Raw genomic sequence first — 16,038 nt, 5'->3', positions numbered from 1 at the left:
GTCCCGCCTCCGTCACGGCTTCCAGGAGGCTAGGCTCGTTGCAGTTACGTCGTTTGGGCGACCTGGGGAGGTAGCGGGATGACGGAGGTACGGCCCGGAGCGGTCGCCTCGGCTTCCCTGTGGGAGCGCGAAGAGGAGGTCGCCACTCTCGAAGCGGCGATCACCGCGCTGCGGACGGAATCCGCGACCTCGGGCGCGCTGCTGGTGCTCAGCGGAGAGGCGGGTCTCGGCAAGACCGCCCTCCTCGCCGAGGTGCGCAGGATCGCGGAGGGCAGCGGCTGTGCCGTGTGGTCGGCGCGCGGAGGGGAGACCGTCACGTCCGTCCCCTTCAATGTCGTACGGCAGTTGCTCCAGCCGGCCCTCGTCTCGCTGCTCCCCGAGGAGGCACGCGAATACCTCGGGGACTGGTACGACATCGCGGGACCCGCCCTCGGCATAGCCGAACCGGGAGACCGGCAGCCGGACCCGCAGGGCGTCTGCGACGGTCTGGTGGCCGCGGTCCGGCGTCTCGCGAAGCGGGACTGGCCGCTCGTCCTGCTCATCGACGACGCGCACTGGGCCGACCAGGAGACCCTGCGCTGGCTCGCCGCGTTCGCCGAGCGCCTGGACGACCTGTCCGTCCTCGTCGTGGTGGCCCGCAGGCCCGGCGGGGTCAGCGGCGAGAGCGCCCGGCTGCTCGACGCGGTGGCCGCCGCGGGCCGTCCGCTCGCCACCCTGACCGCGCTGACCCCGGCCGCCACCGAGGGGCTGACCCGCGCCACCCTCGGCGAGCACGCCGACGCGCCCTTCTGCCGCGAGGTGTGGGCGGTCACCGGCGGCAACCCGTACGAGACCGTCGAACTGCTCGCCAAGGTCCAGGACAGCGAACTGGAGCCGGCCGAGGGCTCGGCCGCCGAACTGCGCGACCTGAACCGCTCCGCCCGCGGCCGCGGGCTCGTCGCCCGCCTCGAAGGACTGGGGATCGACGCCACCCGGTTCGCCTGGGCGGCCGCCATCCTCGGCACCGGCATCTCCCTCGACCTCGCCGCCCAACTCGCCGGAATGCCGGACGAGGAGGCCTCCCGCTGCGCCGAACTGCTGGGCGCGGCCCGCATCCTGACGTCCGTGGGGCCCACGAACGGCCACCGGCCGGACGGCGAGCTGGAGTTCGTGCACCCGCTCATCGCCACGGCGGTCTACCGCTCGATCCCGGACGCCCTGCGCACCGCGATGCACGGCCAGGCGGCCTGGGCGGTCACCGAGTCCGGACGCGGCGCGGCCGCGGCCTCCCGCCATCTCCTCGAAGTGCATCCGGACGACGATCCCGAACTCGTCGAGCAGATGCGCGAAGCGGCCCGCGAACACCTCGCCGTCGGCGCGCCGGACGCGGCCCGGCGCTGCCTGGAACGGGCGCTGAAGGAACCGCCGCTGCCCGAGGTGCACGCACGGGTGCTCTACGAACTGGGCTGCGCCACGCTCCTGACCGCGCCGGCCACGACCATCGGCCATCTGCGGGCCGCGCTCGAACGGCCCGGACTCGAGGACACCGTGCGGGTCGACGCCGTCTTCCGGCTCTCCCAGGCGCTGCTCCACAACAACCAGTTGGACGAAGCCGTCCGCACGGTCGACGCCGAGGTCGAACGGCTGGAGCCGGGACCAGCCCGGATGCGGCTCCAGGCCGTCCACTACATGTGGGAGGGCATCCACGCGGGCGAGGAGCGCGCCGGACACTCCAGCGGTCTCGCCGAACTCGTCACGACCTGCACGGGACGCGACAACTCCGAGCGTGCGCTGCTCATACTGCGCGGCTTCGACGCGATGACCCGCGGCGAGAACGCCGAGGAGGTCGTGGAACTGTGCGACCGGGCCCTCGTCAACGGCCGCCTCGCACCCGGACTCGCCTGGACCGACACCGAGTGGGGCGTCGAACTGCTGCTCATGCTGGGCAGCGCGTACGCCTACACGGACCGGCTGGACCGGGCCGAGAGCCTGTTCAGCGAGGCCCTGCACGCCTACGTGAAGGCGGGCTGGAGCGGCGGTCACCTCTCCCTGGCCAACGCCTACCTCGGACTCGCCCACCGCAGGCGGGGCCGCCTCGTCGACGCCGAGCACTACCAGCGTGAATCGCTGCGCCTCGCGGAGCGGGTCGGACGCGGACTGCCCCTCTACTGGTCGGCGACCTGCGGCCTCATCGACACCCTGCTGGCCCGCGGACACGTCCAGGAGGCGGCGGAGATCGCCGAGCGCTACGGCTTCGCGCCTCCGTACCCCTCCACGATCGTCCTCCCCGACACCCGCTCGGTGCGCGGCCGTCTGCTGCTCGCCGTCGGCCGCACCAAGGAGGGCATCAACGAACTGGAGGCGGCGGAGAAGGCCGCCGCGGCCCGGGGCCACCACAACACGGTGCTCGCGCCGTGGGCCGTCGACCTCGCGAGGGCACTCGCCAACGAGGACCCCGCACGCGCCGCCTCGCTGGCCGGTGACGCCCGCCGCCAGGCCGAGCGGTTCGGCACCGACACGGCCATCGGCGAGGCCCTGCGGTGCGCCGCGGCCCTCGAAACCGGTCAGCGCGCGGTCCGGCTGGCGGCCCAGGCGGTCACCTACCTGGAGGCCTCGCCCTGCCAGTACGAACACGCGGCGGCCCGCATCGAGTACGGCATCGCCTCCCGCTCGGTGATGGAACTGAACAAGGGCCTGACCCTGGCCCGCGCGTGCGGAGCGGACGGCCTCGCGGCCAAGGCGGAAGCGGCACTGACGGGCCTGTAGCGAGCCCCGGCCACCATCTGGCCACGCCGTGTACCGCCGACGTGGCCAGGGCCGGCGCGCCGGCACCCGCCGTCAGAGCCGGCAGCCCGCCCGCGCCCAGCCCGAGGCGGCAGCCCGTGGTGTCCGCCGGCCCGGGGACGGCTGACGCTTGCGTCCGGCCAAGGCGGCGGCCGGCCGACGTGGCAGCTCGGCAGCCCGCGACATCCCCTGGCCAGGGTTGCGGCCTCCCGGGGCCCCGCCCGGAAGCCGGCCCCCGGCGCCCGGGGCGGGGTCAGTCCGAGGAGCCCGTCGAGCGGCCGTTCTCCCCGGCGTCGTCCTCCGCCAGTACCCGCTGGGCCACCGCGAAGGCCGCGTTGGCCGCCGGGACACCGCAGTAGACCGCCGTCTGCAGCAGCAGCGCGCCGATCTCCTCGGGCGTGAGTCCGTTGCGCCGGGCCGCGCGGACGTGCATCGCCAGCTCGTCGTGGTGGCCGTGGGCCACCAGCGCGGTCAGCGTGATCATGCTGCGCTCGCGCCGGCTCAGTGTCGTGTCGGTCCAGATCTCACCCCAGGCGTAGCGCGAGATGAAGTCCTGGAACCGGGCCGTGAACGGGGTCTGGCGGACCTGCGCACGGTCCACGTGCTCGTCGCCGAGGACCTGACGCCGTACCTCCATGCCGCGCCGGGCACCCCCCGCCGAGAAGTGCGCGCGCAGCGCCGTCAGCACGGCCTCCGGGCACTGGGCGGGCGCCAGATGGGAGGCGCCCGGGATCTCCACGAGCGCCGCGCCCGGTACCGCGTCCGCGATCTCCCGCAGATGCGCGGGCGGCGTCGCCGGGTCCTCGCGCCCCGCGATCAGCAGCGTCGGTACGGTGATCGACGCCAGCTCCTCGCGGATGTCGAACGCGGCGAGGGCGTCGCAACAGGCGGCGTACGCCTCGGGGTCGGCGTCGCGGTGGTCCTGGACCAGTTCCGGGACGGTGAAGCCCGCGGTGAACCAGCGGGCGTCGGCGGTCGCCGCGACGGGTCCGAGGCCCTCGCGGCGCACCAGCTCGGCCCGTTCCTCCCACGGCTTCGATCCGTTGAAGTGGGTCGAGGAACAGATGACGGCGAGCGACGAGAGCCGGTCGGGGTGGTGGACCGCCAGGTGCAGGCCCACGGCACCGCCCAGCGACACACCGGCGTACGCGAAACGCCCGATGCCCAGGGAGTCGGCCAGCTCCAGCACGAGCCCGGCCAGGTCGGCGACCGTGGCACCCGGGCCGATCGGACCGGAGGGCGCGCCGCCGTGTCCGGGCAGGTTCCAGCGCACCACCCGGTGGGCCGAGGACAGTTCGGGCGCGACCGCGTCCCACAGGGCGTACGACGTCCCGAGCGAGGGCCCGAGGATCAGCGGGGGAGCGGCGGGCGAGCCCTCGGTGCGATGGGTGAGCAGGTTCGCGGTCAACGTCGCTCCAGAGCACGGTCGGTGAGGACTCCGGCGGAGCCCGTGTAGCGGGTCGGGTCGGTCAGGTCGGCGAGGTCGACACCCGGGAGGTCCTTCAGGGCGGGCTCCTCGCCGAGCACGTCCGCGAGGGGACGCCGCTCACCGGCGGCCCGCTCGGCGGCGCGGGTCAGCAGGTCCTTGGCGCGCGCCCGGCCGAGAACCGGGGCGAGTTCGGCGGCCAGCCGCTCGGAGACGATCAACCCGTGCGTCAGGTCCAGGTGTTCACGCATGGCCTCGGTGTCGACCTGCAGGTTCTCGGTCAGTTCGGCCGTGTCGCGGGCCGCTCCTCCGGTCAGCCGGAGCAGATCGCGCAGGGGTTCCCACTCGGAGTGCCAGGCCCCGGCCGGCCGTTCGTCCTCGGCCGCCAGCGCGCCGTACAGGGTGGCCGCGAGCAGCGGGGCACGCCGGGCGGCGGAGGCCACCAGCGTGGCCCGCACCGGGTTCCGCTTGTGCGGCATCGCGGACGAGCCGCCGCCGGACCCCTCGGCCAGCTCGGCGATCTCCGTGCGCGAGAGGGTGAGCACGTCGACGGCCGTCCTGCCGAGCGCGCCGGCCGTGAACGCCAGGGCTCCGGCCAGGTCGGCGACGGGTGTGCGCAGGGTGTGCCAGGGCAACAGGGGCTCGGCGAGGCCGAGTTCGCGCGCGTACGCGGCGGTCAGGGCGCGGGTGTCGTCCGCGCCGAAGGCGGTGAAGGCGGCCAGGGTGCCCGCCGCGCCGCCCAGTTGGGCGGGCAGTGAGGCCCGTACGGCGCGCAGCCGGTCCCGGGCGTCGAGCACCAGGGACCGCCAGCCGGCCGCCTTCAGCCCGAACGTCGTCGGCACCGCGTGCTGGGTGAGCGTGCGACCCGGCAGGACGGTGTCCCGGTGCCGTGCCGCGAGCCGGGCGAGGTGGTGCCCGGTCCGTTCCAGGTCGTCAAGGACCACGTCGAGGGTGCGGGCCGCGACGAGCATGGTGGCCGAGTCCAGGATGTCCTGGCTCGTCGCGCCCCGGTGGACGTACGGGCCGAACTCGGCGGCGACGGCGGCCGTCAGGTCCGTGACCAGCGGGATCACCGGGTTGCCGCCGCCCCGGGCACGCAGCGCGATCGAGGCGAGGTCGAAGTCCGCGGTGGCGGCCGCCCGGGTCACCGCCGTCGCGGCCTCGGCGGGGGCCAGTCCGAGGGACGCCTGCGCCCGGGTCAGCGCGGCCTCCGCGTCGAGCAGGGCCCGCAGATAGGCGCTGTCGCTCGTCGCGGCCGACGCCGGGGAACCCACCCGGCCCGGAGCGAGGAGGCCGATGTCGGACGCGAGGGGGTCGGCGGCCGTCACCGGAACTCCAGGAAGACCGTCTCGCCCTCGCCCTGAAGGCGGATGTCGAAGCGGTACGTCCGCGTCGCGCCCTCGGCCGCGATCAGTGTGGCGCGCCGCTCGTCCGGCAGCGCGTCGAGCAGCGGATCCGTGCCGTCGGTCAGATAGGCGCGGGTGAACAGGTGGTGGGTCAGACCGCGCGCGAAGACGCACACGCCGATGTACGGCAGTCCGGTGTTCCCCGGTGGCAGCGTGCGCAGCGCGTAGCGGCCGTCGGCGTCGGTGGCGACCCGGCCGAAGCCGGTGAAGTCGAGGCCGTTGCGGCCGAGGAACCCGCCCGTGGACGGGTCGCGGCGCAGGGAGCCGGGGGCGCCGGTGAGTGAACCGTCGGGCGCGGCCTGCCAGAAGTCGAGCAGGGCGTCGGGGACCGGCGCGCCCGCGCCGTCGAGCACGTGGCCGTGCAGGGTGATGGTGTCGGGGTGGCCCGGGGGCGCGATGTCGCCGCCGCCCGGGAACGGCAGCGCGTGGCCGTAGAAGGGCCCGATGGTGTGGGCGGGGGTGGGGAGCGGTCGTCCGGCCATGCTCATCGGCCTTCCTCGATCCAGGTGGCGGAGGGACCGTCGAGGACGATGTCCCACTGGTAGCCCATGGAGAACTCGGGCCGCGAGAGATCGTGGTCGTACGCCGCGATCAGCCGTTCGCGGGCCGCCCGGTCCGTCACGGACCGCAGGATCGGGTCGTACGGGAAGAGCGGGTCGCCCGGGAAGTACATCTGTGTCACCAGCCGCTGGGTGAACGCGGTGCCGAAGACGGAGAAGTGGATGTGCGCGGGCCGCCATGCGTTGGTGTGATTGCCCCAGGGGTAGGGTCCCGGCTTGATCGTGGTGAACGAGTACCGTCCCTGATCATCCGTCAGGGTCCGCCCCACGCCGGTGAAGTTGGGGTCGAGCGGGGCGGGGTGCTGCTCGCGCAGATGGGCGTAGCGTCCGGCGGCGTTGGCCTGCCAGACCTCGATGAGCTGACCGCGCACCGGCCGCCCCTCGCGGTCGAGCAGCCGGCCCGCGACGGTGATCCGCTCGCCGATCGGTTCGCCCCGGTGCTGGAGGGTGAGGTCGTTGTCGATCCCGGTGATGTCGGTGACGCCGAAGACCGGGCCCGACAGCTCGACGGTCTCCGGGTCGCCGCTCACCGCGACCAGCGGCTGCTTCGGGTGGCGGAGCCGTGAGCTGCGGTACGGGGGATAGTCGCGCGCGGGGTGGTGCCGCACGGGCGCTCCGCCGGCCACCGCCTTGTCGTAGCCGTCCTGGAGATCCTTGATCTCGACGTCGATGTCCGACTGGGTGAGAGCCATGGTCGAGTTCCTAGCGTTCGAGGACGAGGGCGAGGCCCTGGCCCACGCCGATACAGAGGGTGGCGACTCCGACTCCGCTTCCCTCGCGGGCGAGTTGGTGGGCGACGGTTCCGGCGAGCCGGGCACCGGAGGCACCCAGGGGGTGGCCGAGGGCGATGGCGCCGCCGCGCGGGTTGAGGATCGCGGGGTCGAACGCGGGCCATTCGGCGAGGCAGCCGAGCACCTGGGCGGCGAAGGCCTCGTTCAGCTCCAGTGTCGACAGGTCGTCAAATCCCTTTCCCGCCTTGGCCAGAGCGCGGTTCACGGCCTCGACGGGGGCGAGTCCGAAGTACTGGGGGTCGATCGCGGACACGCCGGTCGCGGAGACCCGGGCGAGGGGTTCGCGTCCGGTGGCCCGCAGCCCCTCGGCGTCGGTCAGCAGGAGGGCGGCGGCGCCGTCGTTGAGCGGCGAGGCGTTGCCCGCGGTGACCGTGCCCCCCTCGGGGCGGAAGGACGGCTTCAGCCGGGCCATGGCGTCGAGGGAGGCGTCGGCGCGTACGCATTCGTCGGCGGCGAACACCACCGGGTCGCCCTTGCGCCGGGGCAGGGTCAGCGGGACGGTCTCGGCGGCGAACAGGCCCTCCGCCTGGGCCCGGGCCGCCTTTCGGTGGCTGCCGAGGGCGAACTCGTCCTGCTGCTCACGGGTGATCGCGTGCTTGTCGGCGATGAGTTCGGCGGACTCGCCGAGCGGGATGGTCCACTGCGGGTCCATCCGCGGATTGACCAGGCGCCAGCCGAGCGTCGTGGAGTACAGCTCGGTGTGCCCGGCGGGGAAGGGCTTCTCGCTCTTGGGCAGGACGTAGGGCGCGCGCGTCATCGACTCGACACCGCCGGCCAGGACGATCGAGGCGTCGCCGAGCGCGATGGCGCGGGCCGCCTGGATGACGGCTTCGAGGCCGGAGGCGCACAGCCGGTTGACGGTCACGCCCGGCACCGAGGTGGGCAGCCCGGACAGGAGGGCGGCCATCCGGCCCACGTTGCGGTTCTCCTCGCCCGCGCCGTTGGCGTTGCCGAGGTACACGTCCTCGATCAGCGCCGGGTCCAGGTCCGGGGTGCGGGCGAGGAGTTCGCGGATGGCGTGGGCGGCGAGATCGTCCGGGCGGACGGCGGCCAGCGAACCGCCGTACCTGCCGATCGGCGTCCGGACGGCATCGACGACGTAGACGTCCTTCACGGCCGGATCCCTTCCGCGACACGGACCTCGGCCGCGGTCCTCGCCGCGACCTCCGCGGCCGTGACGCCCGGCGCGGTCTCCACCAGGAGCAGGCCCTCGTCGGTGACGTCGAGGACGCCCAGGTCGGTGATGATCCGGTTCACACAGGCCTTCCCGGTGAGCGGCAGTTCGCACTCCCGCAGGATCTTGGGCGAGCCGTCCTTCGCGGTGTGCGTCATCACCACGATGACCGTACGGGCTCCGTGGACGAGGTCCATCGCCCCGCCGATGCCGGTGATCATCTTGCCGGGGACGGCCCAGTTGGCGAGATCGCCGCCGGCCGACACCTGCATCGCGCCCAGGACCGCGACGTCGATGTGCCCGCCGCGGATCATCCCGAAGGACAGTGCGGAGTCGAAGTAGGAGGCACCCGGCAGGACCGTGACGGTCTCCTTGCCGGCGTTGATGAGATCGGGGTCGACCTCGTCCTCGGCCGGGTACGGGCCGGTGCCGAGAATGCCGTTCTCCGACTCCAGGATCACCTCGACGCCCGGGGGGAGGTGATTGGGGATCAGGGTCGGCAGGCCGATGCCGAGGTTCACGTACTGGCCGTCCGTCAGCTCACGCGCGGCGCGCGCGGCCATCTCCTGCCTGTTCCAGGCCATCACTCGCCCACCGTTCCGTCGGCCGCGGGGGCCGAGACCGTCCGCTTCTCGATCATCTTGGCGCTCGCCTGCTCGGGGGTCAGGGCCACGACGCGCTGGACGAAGATGCCGGGCAGATGCACGGCGTCCGGGTCGATGCCGCCCGGTTCCACGAGCTGCTCCACCTCGGCGATCGTCACCCGGCCGGCCATCGCGGCGAGCGGGTTGAAGTTCCGGGAGGACTTGTTGAAGACGAGGTTGCCGTGCCGGTCGCCCTTCGCGGCCCGTACCAGCGCGAAGTCGGTGCGGATGCCGTGCTCCAGCACGTATGAGGTGCCGTCGAACTCGCGCACCTCCTTCGGCGGGGAGGCCAGCGTGACGCCGCCGTGGCCGTCGTACCGCCACGGCAGCCCGCCCTCGGCGACCTGGGTGCCGACCCCGGCGGGTGTGTAGAACGCGGGGATCCCGGCACCGCCCGCGCGGAGCCGTTCGGCCAGGGTGCCCTGCGGGATCATCTCGACCTCCAGCTCACCGGCGAGGTACTGCCGGGCGAACTCCTTGTTCGCGCCGATGTACGAGCCGGTGACGCGGGCGACGCGTCCGGCGGCGAGCAGGGTCGCGAGCCCGGAGTCCATGGCCCCGCAGTTGTTGGAGACGATGCCGAGTTCCTGGACGCCGCGCTCGTGGAGCGCCGCGATCAGCACGTTCGGTACGCCACTGAGGCCGAATCCGCCGACCGCCAGGGTCGCGCCGTCCGGTACATCGGCCACCGCCTCCAGTGCCGTGGCGACCACCTTGTCCATCCGTGAAGCCTCATCTCTGCCGACTGTCCTGCCGCTCGAATTAATCAGGGCACTGATTAATTCGCCGAGGTGCTCAGCACGCTGCCACCCGGACTTCGGTCCGTCAAGACCCCAACGTGTCGAGGGCCTGCGAAGGAGCGACCCGGTCGACGGAGGTGAGACAGCCGTCGAAGCGGGCAGGTATCGTTCAGTGCACCAACGAATTCGGGCATCGACGACGTCAGGAGCGCACATGGCCGCGGTGGACCTCTCCACCCATCCGGGGCACCTGGCCCGGCGACTCCAGCAGGCGCACTACCTGCTGTGGAACACGATGGTCTCCGAGGAGATCACCTCGCCCCAGTTCGCGGTCCTGAACGCGCTCGTCGCCGAGCCCGGCCTCGACCAGCGCACGGTGGGGGAGCGGGTGGGGCTCGACCGGTCCACGATCGCCGAGGTCATCAGCCGGCTCGGGCGCCGCGCGCTGCTGGACAAGGTGCGCGATCCCGCGGACGGTCGGCGGTTCCTGCTCCGCCTCACGGACGAGGGGGTCCGCGTCCACCGCAAGCTGACCGTGCGCACCGCGCGGATGAACCAGGTGTTCCTGGCCCCGCTCTCCACCGAGGAGCAGGGCCTCTTCTTCGACCTCATCCAGCGCGTCGCGGACGCGGCCGAGGGGCTCCGCAACCCCCCGGAGCCCCTTCCCGCGCGGCACTGAGCGGCCTCTCACGCCTTGGCCAGGACCACCCACACCTGGCCGGGCGCGAAGTTCATCGGCGCGCCGTCCGGGGTGGTGAACCGCGTGCCGTCGGTCGCCTCGGGGCGCGTCCAGTTCGCGTCGTAGGCACGGCCGTCGCGCAGCACCTGGGCTTTGCCCGAGCCCACCGACTCCGTGAACGGCGTGTTGTTGCCGAGGAAGTCGTGGTACTTCGACGTACGCACCTTCACGTACTGGATGACCACCGTCGCCGGAGCCACCGTCTTGCCGTCCGTCGTCACCGTCGGGGTGCCGTCCATCGCCACCAGCCAGCGCCCCCGCTCGGCGGACCAGGTGAAGGTGAAGCGGGCCGAGGGGAAGCGGACCGTGCGCGAGGCCTGCGGGGTGCCGCCCGAGGGTGCCGCGCCGAAGTGGAAGCCCGTGGTCAGCGCCGTGTCGCCGGGCGCGGAGTCCATCAGCCGCCGCGGACGCAGATACAGGTTGTGCGGGGCGGCCTTGCCCGAGCCCCGGTACCAGGCGCCGGGCACCTTCCCGGCCGGCTCGGGATCCAGCGGGGCGTCGTCGATCAGCGGCAGCAGCTTGTGCTGGGCCCCGGAGAAGGCGAGCGTCGGCTCGTGGAACTGTCTCAGCAGTTCCAGATCCGACTCGCGGGCGCTGCGTACGGGCCCGACGGCGTCGGGCAGCGTGCTCGCGAAGACCGCCATGAGCCGGCTCAGACCGCCCTCGACCTGCTCCGTGTAGACCACGTCCGCCGCGTCGAGCCCCGTCTGGGGGCGGGCGTCGGGCGCGTTGTCGATCTTCACCGCGAGCACCGGGCCCGCGTTCACCGTGCCGGTCCCGCTCTCGCTCGGGCTCTGGCTCTGCGTCGGCGACCGGCCGTCGTCGGTGGCTCCGCCTCCCGAAGTGCAGCCCGACATCAGGGAACCCGTCACCGTGACGGCCAGCAGTGCCGCCGTCCACGCGCCCCGCCGCGTCCGCACCATCTCTCGCATGCCCACCGTGCCACCTGTCCCGTGCCATCGATTAATGCGTTCATCAGTTCATCGGTGGCCGAACCCGATCGTTTCTGATTGCGCGCGGCGACTGAGCTGATCGGCTCAGCGGGACGATCCGTGCAGGGTCGAAGGGGGTCGCGGAGGCGACGGTTCCGTGCCGGTGTTCCGGTGTTCCGGCGCCGCCCGGTGTCTGTCTGCCTCGGTGTCTCAGCTCCGCGGCCCCAGGATCTCCGCCAGGTCGTAGCCGACCGGCTCCTCCAGTTGTCCGTACGTGCAGCTCTCGGCCGTGCGGTCGGGACGCCATCGGCGGAAGCGGGCCGTGTGGCGGAACCGTACGCCGTTCTCCATGTGGTCGTACGCCACCTCGGCCACCCGCTCGGGCCGGACCGGAATCCACGACAGGTCCTTCTTCGCCGACCATCTGCTGGGCGCCCCCGGCAGCCGGGCGCTCTCGTGCGCCGACTCCTGGGCCCAGGCCGCCCACGGATGCCCGGCCGCGTCCTCGAGCCGCAAGGGCTCCAGTTCCTCCACCAGTTCCGCCCGCCGCTTCATCGTGAACGCGGCGCTCACGCCCACGTGCTGGAGCGTCCCGCCGGTGTCGTACAGCCCCAGCAGCAGCGACCCGACGACCGGTCCGCTCTTGTGGAAGCGGTAGCCGGCCACGACGACATCGGCCGTCCGCTCGTGCTTGATCTTGAACATGGCCCGCTCGTCCCGCAGATACGGCAGAGCGAGGGGCTTCGCGACGACCCCGTCGAGTCCGGCCCCCTCGTACTGTTCGAACCACCGCTGCGCCACCTCCCGGTCCGTGGTCGCGGGCGCCAGGTGCACCGGAGCCGTCACCTCGGACAGCGCCTTCACCAGCAGCGCGCGCCGGTCCGTCAGCGGTACGTCGAGCAGCGAGGCGTCGGCCAGGGCCAGCAGGTCGAAGGCCACGAAGGAGGCGGGCGTCTTCTCCGCCAGCATCCGCACCCGGGAGTCCGCCGGGTGGATCCGCTCCGTGAGCGCGTCGAAGTCGAGCCGCCCGTCCCTGGCGATCACGATCTCCCCGTCCATCACACAGCGCTCCGGCAACCGCTCCCGCAACGCCTCGACAAGCTCCGGAAAATACCTGGTCAGCGGCTTCCCGGTGCGACTGCCGATCTCGATCTCGTCCCCGTCACGGAACACGATGGCCCGGAAACCGTCCCACTTCGCCTCGTAGTGCATGTCCGGCGGGATCTTCGCCACGGCCTTGGCGAGCATCGGCTTGACGGGGGGCATCACCGGCAGATCCATACTTCGACTCTAAGAGCCGTCCATGGTGCGCGCCTGTTGCGTGTTCGGCCGCGAGGGTCGTGCTGCGCCGGGGTTCTACCGCTGATCCGGCACTCGGATCGGTCGGAGTGCCGTGTGCCGCTCCGTCGCCGCGACGGACGGCTCCGCCGTCACCGTCGCCGCCCCGGGCCTCGGGGCAGGGCCCTTCCGGGTCACAGGATCGCCACAGACCCACCACGTCATCCTCGGTGACGCCATGATGCCCTTCGGTGACCAGAACCACGGGGGGATCATGAACACTCGCACAGCCGCGTGCGGCGCGCTACTCGTACTCGCGGCAGCCCTGACCGCGTGCGGCGGCAGCGGCGCCGCCAACGCCGATCCGACGGCCTGCAAGGCCGCGCTGACCGCGGAGTTCAAGAAGGGCGCGGCCGCCGGAGACCAGGCCACCCCGGCCGACCGGCCGACCGCCTGCGACGGACTCGACGACAAGACGGTCCAGCGCCTCGCCACCGAGGTCCTCAACGAACAGATCAGCGACACGCTGAAGAACCTGCAGACACCCCAGCAGTAGCCGGGCGGCGCCCACGGCCCACACCGGCCGCGGGCGCCCCTCCGCACCCGTCCCACCCAGCCGTCGCGGACTCCTTCCCCGGCCCCGTGTCACAACACGGATACCGCGGACACGCGCCCCGCCCACCTCTGCGCATGATGACCGTTCAGAACGGAAGTCCTGGGGGGACCATGCGCATCCGCACCACCGTCGTCGCCATCGCCATCACGCTCGCCGCCGCGCTCGCCGGCTGCAGCGGCAGCGGCGACGACACCGACACCGACGCCAAGGCCACGCCCAAGCCCACGTCCACGCGCGCCCCGGGCAGCGAGCCCAGTGCCGACGTGAGCGCCGCCGAGAAAGCGGCCGGCATCCCGCCCGTGCCCACCGGGGTCAAGCGCGCCCAACTGCTCCGCGCCCTCGGCGCCGCCAACCCGGGCATCGTGAAGTACGAGGACAAGGCGATCGACGCCGCACGCAACCAGTGCATGGCGATCAACGGCGGTGGCCGCAAGCTCGACCGGACGGCCTCCCAGCGCTTCACCTACAAGGACGTCACCACCACCGAGACCCAGGGCAAGCAGATCAACGACGCGCTCAAGGGCCTCGGCTTCTGCAAGGCCTGACACCGGTTCCTGCGCCCGGAGTTCCTGCTCTCCTGTCCGTGCGGGCAGGTGTCCGTACCGGGGCGGATCCACCGGGCAGGGGCGGGGCCGGCGCAGTGCCGTCGGTGTCCGCCCGGTGTGCGGGGGCCGCGGGCTGCGCCTACCGTGGCTCGCATGGGCGATGCGGTGGAACTCGAAGCGGCCGGCAGGAGCGTGCGTCTGTCCAGCCCGGGCAAGATCTTCTTCCCTGAGCGCGGATTCACGAAGCTGGACCTCGCCCAGTACTACCTCGCCGTCGGCGACGGCATCCTGCGTGCCCTGCGCAACCGCCCCACCACCCTGGAGCGCTACCCGGACGGGGTCACGGGCGAGTCCTTCTTCCAGAAGCGGGCGCCCAAGAACATGCCCGACTGGATCCCGACCGCCCACATCACCTTCCCCAGCGGCCGCAGCGCCGACGAGATGTGCCCCACCGAGCCCGCCGCGGTGCTGTGGGCCGCGCAGTTCGGCACGCTCACCTTCCATCCCTGGCCGGTCCGCCGCGACGACGTCGACAGCCCCGACGAACTGCGCATCGACCTCGACCCGCAGCCCGGCACGGACTACACCGACGCGGTGCGCGCCGCCCACGAACTGCGCGAGGTCCTCCACGAGTACGGCGGTCTGCGGGGCTGGCCCAAGACCTCCGGGGGCCGCGGGCTGCACGTCTTCGTGCCCATCCAGCCGCGCTGGACCTTCACCCAGGTGCGCCGGGCCGCCATCGCCGTCGGGCGCGAGCTCGAACGCCGTATGCCCGACCAGGTCACCACCGCGTGGTGGAAGGAGGAGCGGGGCGAGAAGATCTTCGTGGACTACAACCAGACGGCCCGGGACCGCACCATCGCCTCGGCCTATTCCGTACGTCCCCGCCCGCACGCCCCGGTCTCCGCTCCGCTGCGCTGGGACGAGGTGCAGGAGGCCCGGCCCCGGGACTTCGACCTGGCGACCATGCCGAAGCGCTTCGCCGAACTCGGCGACGTGCACGCCGACATGGACGAGCACGCCTTCTCGCTGGAGGCCCTGCTGGAACTCGCCAGCCGCGACGAGCACGACCACGGCCTCGGCGACCTCCCGTACCCGCCCGAGTACCCGAAGATGCCGGGCGAGCCCAAGCGGGTCCAGCCCAGCCGCGCGAAGCACGAGGACGCCTAGAACGGCCCGCTGGCCTTTCGCCAAGTCACCCCGTGGCGGGACTGGTTCGAGCCGTTCTCGAAGATCGGGGAGCACCCCCGCGGAGCGAGCGGTCGCGCGGCTATCCTGATCGGCATCCGCCGAGGAGGTGCCCTGAGGTGACCGAGACAGCGTCGCGCCCCACGCTGGAGGCCGTGGCCGCGCGGGCCGGGGTCTCCCGGGCCACCGTGTCACGGGTCGTGAACGGTGGGGACGGAGTCCGTGAACCGCTCGTCGAGCGGGTACGCCGGGCCGTCGAGGAACTGGGCTACGTTCCGAACCAGGCCGCCCGCAGCCTCGTCACCCGGCGCCACGACGCGGTCGCCGTCGTGATCGCCGAACCGGAGACCAGGGTCTTCGCCGACCCGTTCTTCGCCCTCCAGCTCCGGGGCATCAGCAAGGAACTGACGGCCAACGACTCACAACTGGTCCTGCTGCTCACGGAGGGCCGCGACGACCACGCGCGCGTCGCCCGCTATCTCGCCGGCGGCCATGTCGACGGCGCGCTCGTCTTCTCCCTGCACCTCGACGACCCGCTGCCGGGCCTCATCCACGGCGCGGGGGTGCCGACCGTGTTCGGCGGTCGGCCCGGCTGGGGCGACGGCGTCCGCGAAGCGGTGTACGTCGACTGCGACAACCGCGGCGGGGCGCGTCAGGCCGTCCGTCATCTCCTCGGTCTCGGGCGGACGCGCATCGCCCACATCACCGGTGCCCTCGACCAGACGTCCGCGGTCGACCGGCTCGACGGCTTCCGGGACGTCATGGCCGACGCCGGTCCGGAGCTCGTCGCGCAGGGGGACTTCACCCCCGCCGGCGGTGAACGCGCCATGCGGGAACTGCTGGAGCGCTGCCCCGACGTCGACGCGGTGTTCGTGGGGAACGACCTGTCGGCCCTCGGCGTGCTGCGCGTGCTGCGTGAGCACGGGCGACGGGTCCCCGACGACGTGGCCGTGATCGGCTTCGACGACATGCTGCCGATCGCCGAACAGACCGATCCTCCGCTCACGACGGTGCGTCAGGAGATAGAGGAGATGGGCCGGCTGATGGCCCGGATGCTGATCCGCGGACTCGAAGGCGGCCCGGCGGCACAGGTCCCGGACCCCGATCCCGCCGGAGTGGTCCTGCCGACGACGATCGTCCGACGGGCTTCGGCGTAGGGCTGAAGGGCTGTAGGGCTCAAGAGAGCTTGGGCTCATGGCCGACCCCCGGCACGGGGCCCATGAGCCTTGCCCCGCG

General features: G+C 72.7%; 15 protein-coding genes. 6 read left to right on the top strand and 9 right to left on the bottom strand.

Going from position 1 to position 16,038, the window contains the following annotated elements:
* The first annotated feature begins 78 nt into the window (after positions 1-78).
* Positions 79-2,745: an ATP-binding protein gene (locus ACZ4TO_RS04925; protein WP_468023434.1), complete on the top strand. Its 2,667-nt coding sequence runs from the start codon at positions 79-81 to the stop codon at positions 2,743-2,745.
* 271 nt (positions 2,746-3,016) lie between these two features.
* Here ACZ4TO_RS04925 and pcaDC read toward each other — a convergent pair whose 3' ends face one another.
* The 7 genes from pcaDC to ACZ4TO_RS04890 are packed head-to-tail and all read right to left on the bottom strand — an operon-like array spanning position 3,017 to position 9,486.
* Positions 3,017-4,171: a bifunctional 3-oxoadipate enol-lactonase/4-carboxymuconolactone decarboxylase PcaDC gene (pcaDC, locus tag ACZ4TO_RS04920; protein ID WP_468023433.1), complete on the bottom strand. Its 1,155-nt coding sequence runs from the start codon at positions 4,169-4,171 to the stop codon at positions 3,017-3,019.
* Positions 4,168-5,517, bottom strand: coding sequence for a 3-carboxy-cis,cis-muconate cycloisomerase (pcaB, locus tag ACZ4TO_RS04915; RefSeq protein ID WP_468023432.1), 1,350 nt, complete (start codon positions 5,515-5,517; stop codon positions 4,168-4,170). The genes pcaDC and pcaB overlap by 4 nt, the downstream gene beginning before the upstream one ends.
* Entirely contained in the window at positions 5,514-6,077 is a 564-nt protein-coding gene (pcaG, locus tag ACZ4TO_RS04910) for a protocatechuate 3,4-dioxygenase subunit alpha (RefSeq protein ID WP_468023431.1), read from the bottom strand. The genes pcaB and pcaG overlap by 4 nt, the downstream gene beginning before the upstream one ends.
* Before the next feature lie 2 nt (positions 6,078-6,079).
* Positions 6,080-6,847 (bottom strand): protocatechuate 3,4-dioxygenase subunit beta, encoded by a 768-nt coding sequence (gene pcaH, locus ACZ4TO_RS04905; RefSeq protein WP_382796146.1) that lies wholly within the window; start codon positions 6,845-6,847, stop codon positions 6,080-6,082.
* 10 nt (positions 6,848-6,857) lie between these two features.
* Positions 6,858-8,060: a thiolase family protein gene (locus ACZ4TO_RS04900; protein WP_468023430.1), complete on the bottom strand. Its 1,203-nt coding sequence runs from the start codon at positions 8,058-8,060 to the stop codon at positions 6,858-6,860.
* On the bottom strand, positions 8,057-8,704 hold the full coding sequence (locus tag ACZ4TO_RS04895) for a 3-oxoacid CoA-transferase subunit B (protein ID WP_468023429.1): 648 nt from the start codon (positions 8,702-8,704) through the stop codon (positions 8,057-8,059). The genes ACZ4TO_RS04900 and ACZ4TO_RS04895 overlap by 4 nt, the downstream gene beginning before the upstream one ends.
* Positions 8,704-9,486 carry a CoA transferase subunit A gene (locus ACZ4TO_RS04890; RefSeq protein ID WP_468023428.1) on the bottom strand — a complete coding sequence of 261 codons (783 nt, stop codon included), beginning with the start codon at positions 9,484-9,486 and terminating at the stop codon, positions 8,704-8,706. The genes ACZ4TO_RS04895 and ACZ4TO_RS04890 overlap by 1 nt, the downstream gene beginning before the upstream one ends.
* 232 nt (positions 9,487-9,718) lie before the next feature.
* Between ACZ4TO_RS04890 and ACZ4TO_RS04885 the strand changes: the two genes are divergently transcribed.
* The gene (locus ACZ4TO_RS04885) at positions 9,719-10,183 is read left to right on the top strand and encodes a MarR family winged helix-turn-helix transcriptional regulator (RefSeq protein ID WP_385045693.1); all 465 of its coding nucleotides are present in this window, start codon (positions 9,719-9,721) and stop codon (positions 10,181-10,183) included.
* Between the two features lie 8 nt (positions 10,184-10,191).
* On the opposite strand, the gene ACZ4TO_RS04880 is transcribed toward ACZ4TO_RS04885, so the two are convergent.
* A complete protein-coding gene (locus ACZ4TO_RS04880; RefSeq protein ID WP_468023427.1) occupies positions 10,192-11,175 on the bottom strand; it encodes a DUF3048 domain-containing protein in 984 nt (327 codons plus the stop codon).
* Positions 11,176-11,385: 210 nt separating this feature from the next.
* Positions 11,386-12,456, bottom strand: a complete 1,071-nt coding sequence (locus tag ACZ4TO_RS04875; protein ID WP_382796154.1) for an ATP-dependent DNA ligase — start codon at positions 12,454-12,456, stop codon at positions 11,386-11,388.
* Between the two features lie 271 nt (positions 12,457-12,727).
* On the opposite strand from ACZ4TO_RS04875, the gene ACZ4TO_RS04870 reads away from it, so the two are divergent.
* From ACZ4TO_RS04870 to ACZ4TO_RS04855, 4 genes are all read left to right on the top strand, one after another.
* Positions 12,728-13,009, top strand: a complete 282-nt coding sequence (locus tag ACZ4TO_RS04870; protein WP_385045689.1) for a hypothetical protein — start codon at positions 12,728-12,730, stop codon at positions 13,007-13,009.
* 170 nt (positions 13,010-13,179) lie between these two features.
* Positions 13,180-13,614, top strand: coding sequence for a hypothetical protein (locus ACZ4TO_RS04865; protein ID WP_468023426.1), 435 nt, complete (start codon positions 13,180-13,182; stop codon positions 13,612-13,614).
* A gap of 153 nt (positions 13,615-13,767) precedes the next feature.
* Positions 13,768-14,784 carry a non-homologous end-joining DNA ligase gene (ligD, locus tag ACZ4TO_RS04860; RefSeq protein WP_382796160.1) on the top strand — a complete coding sequence of 339 codons (1,017 nt, stop codon included), beginning with the start codon at positions 13,768-13,770 and terminating at the stop codon, positions 14,782-14,784.
* Positions 14,785-14,921: 137 nt separating this feature from the next.
* Complete coding sequence (locus tag ACZ4TO_RS04855) at positions 14,922-15,959, top strand: LacI family DNA-binding transcriptional regulator (protein ID WP_468023425.1); 1,038 nt, start codon at positions 14,922-14,924, stop codon at positions 15,957-15,959.
* The last annotated feature ends 79 nt before the right edge of the window (positions 15,960-16,038 follow it).

Source organism: Streptomyces sp. NPDC028298, assembly GCF_055565895.1.
The sequence above is the reverse complement of the archived record's forward strand: the minus strand, read 5'-3'. Positions and strand labels throughout refer to the sequence as shown.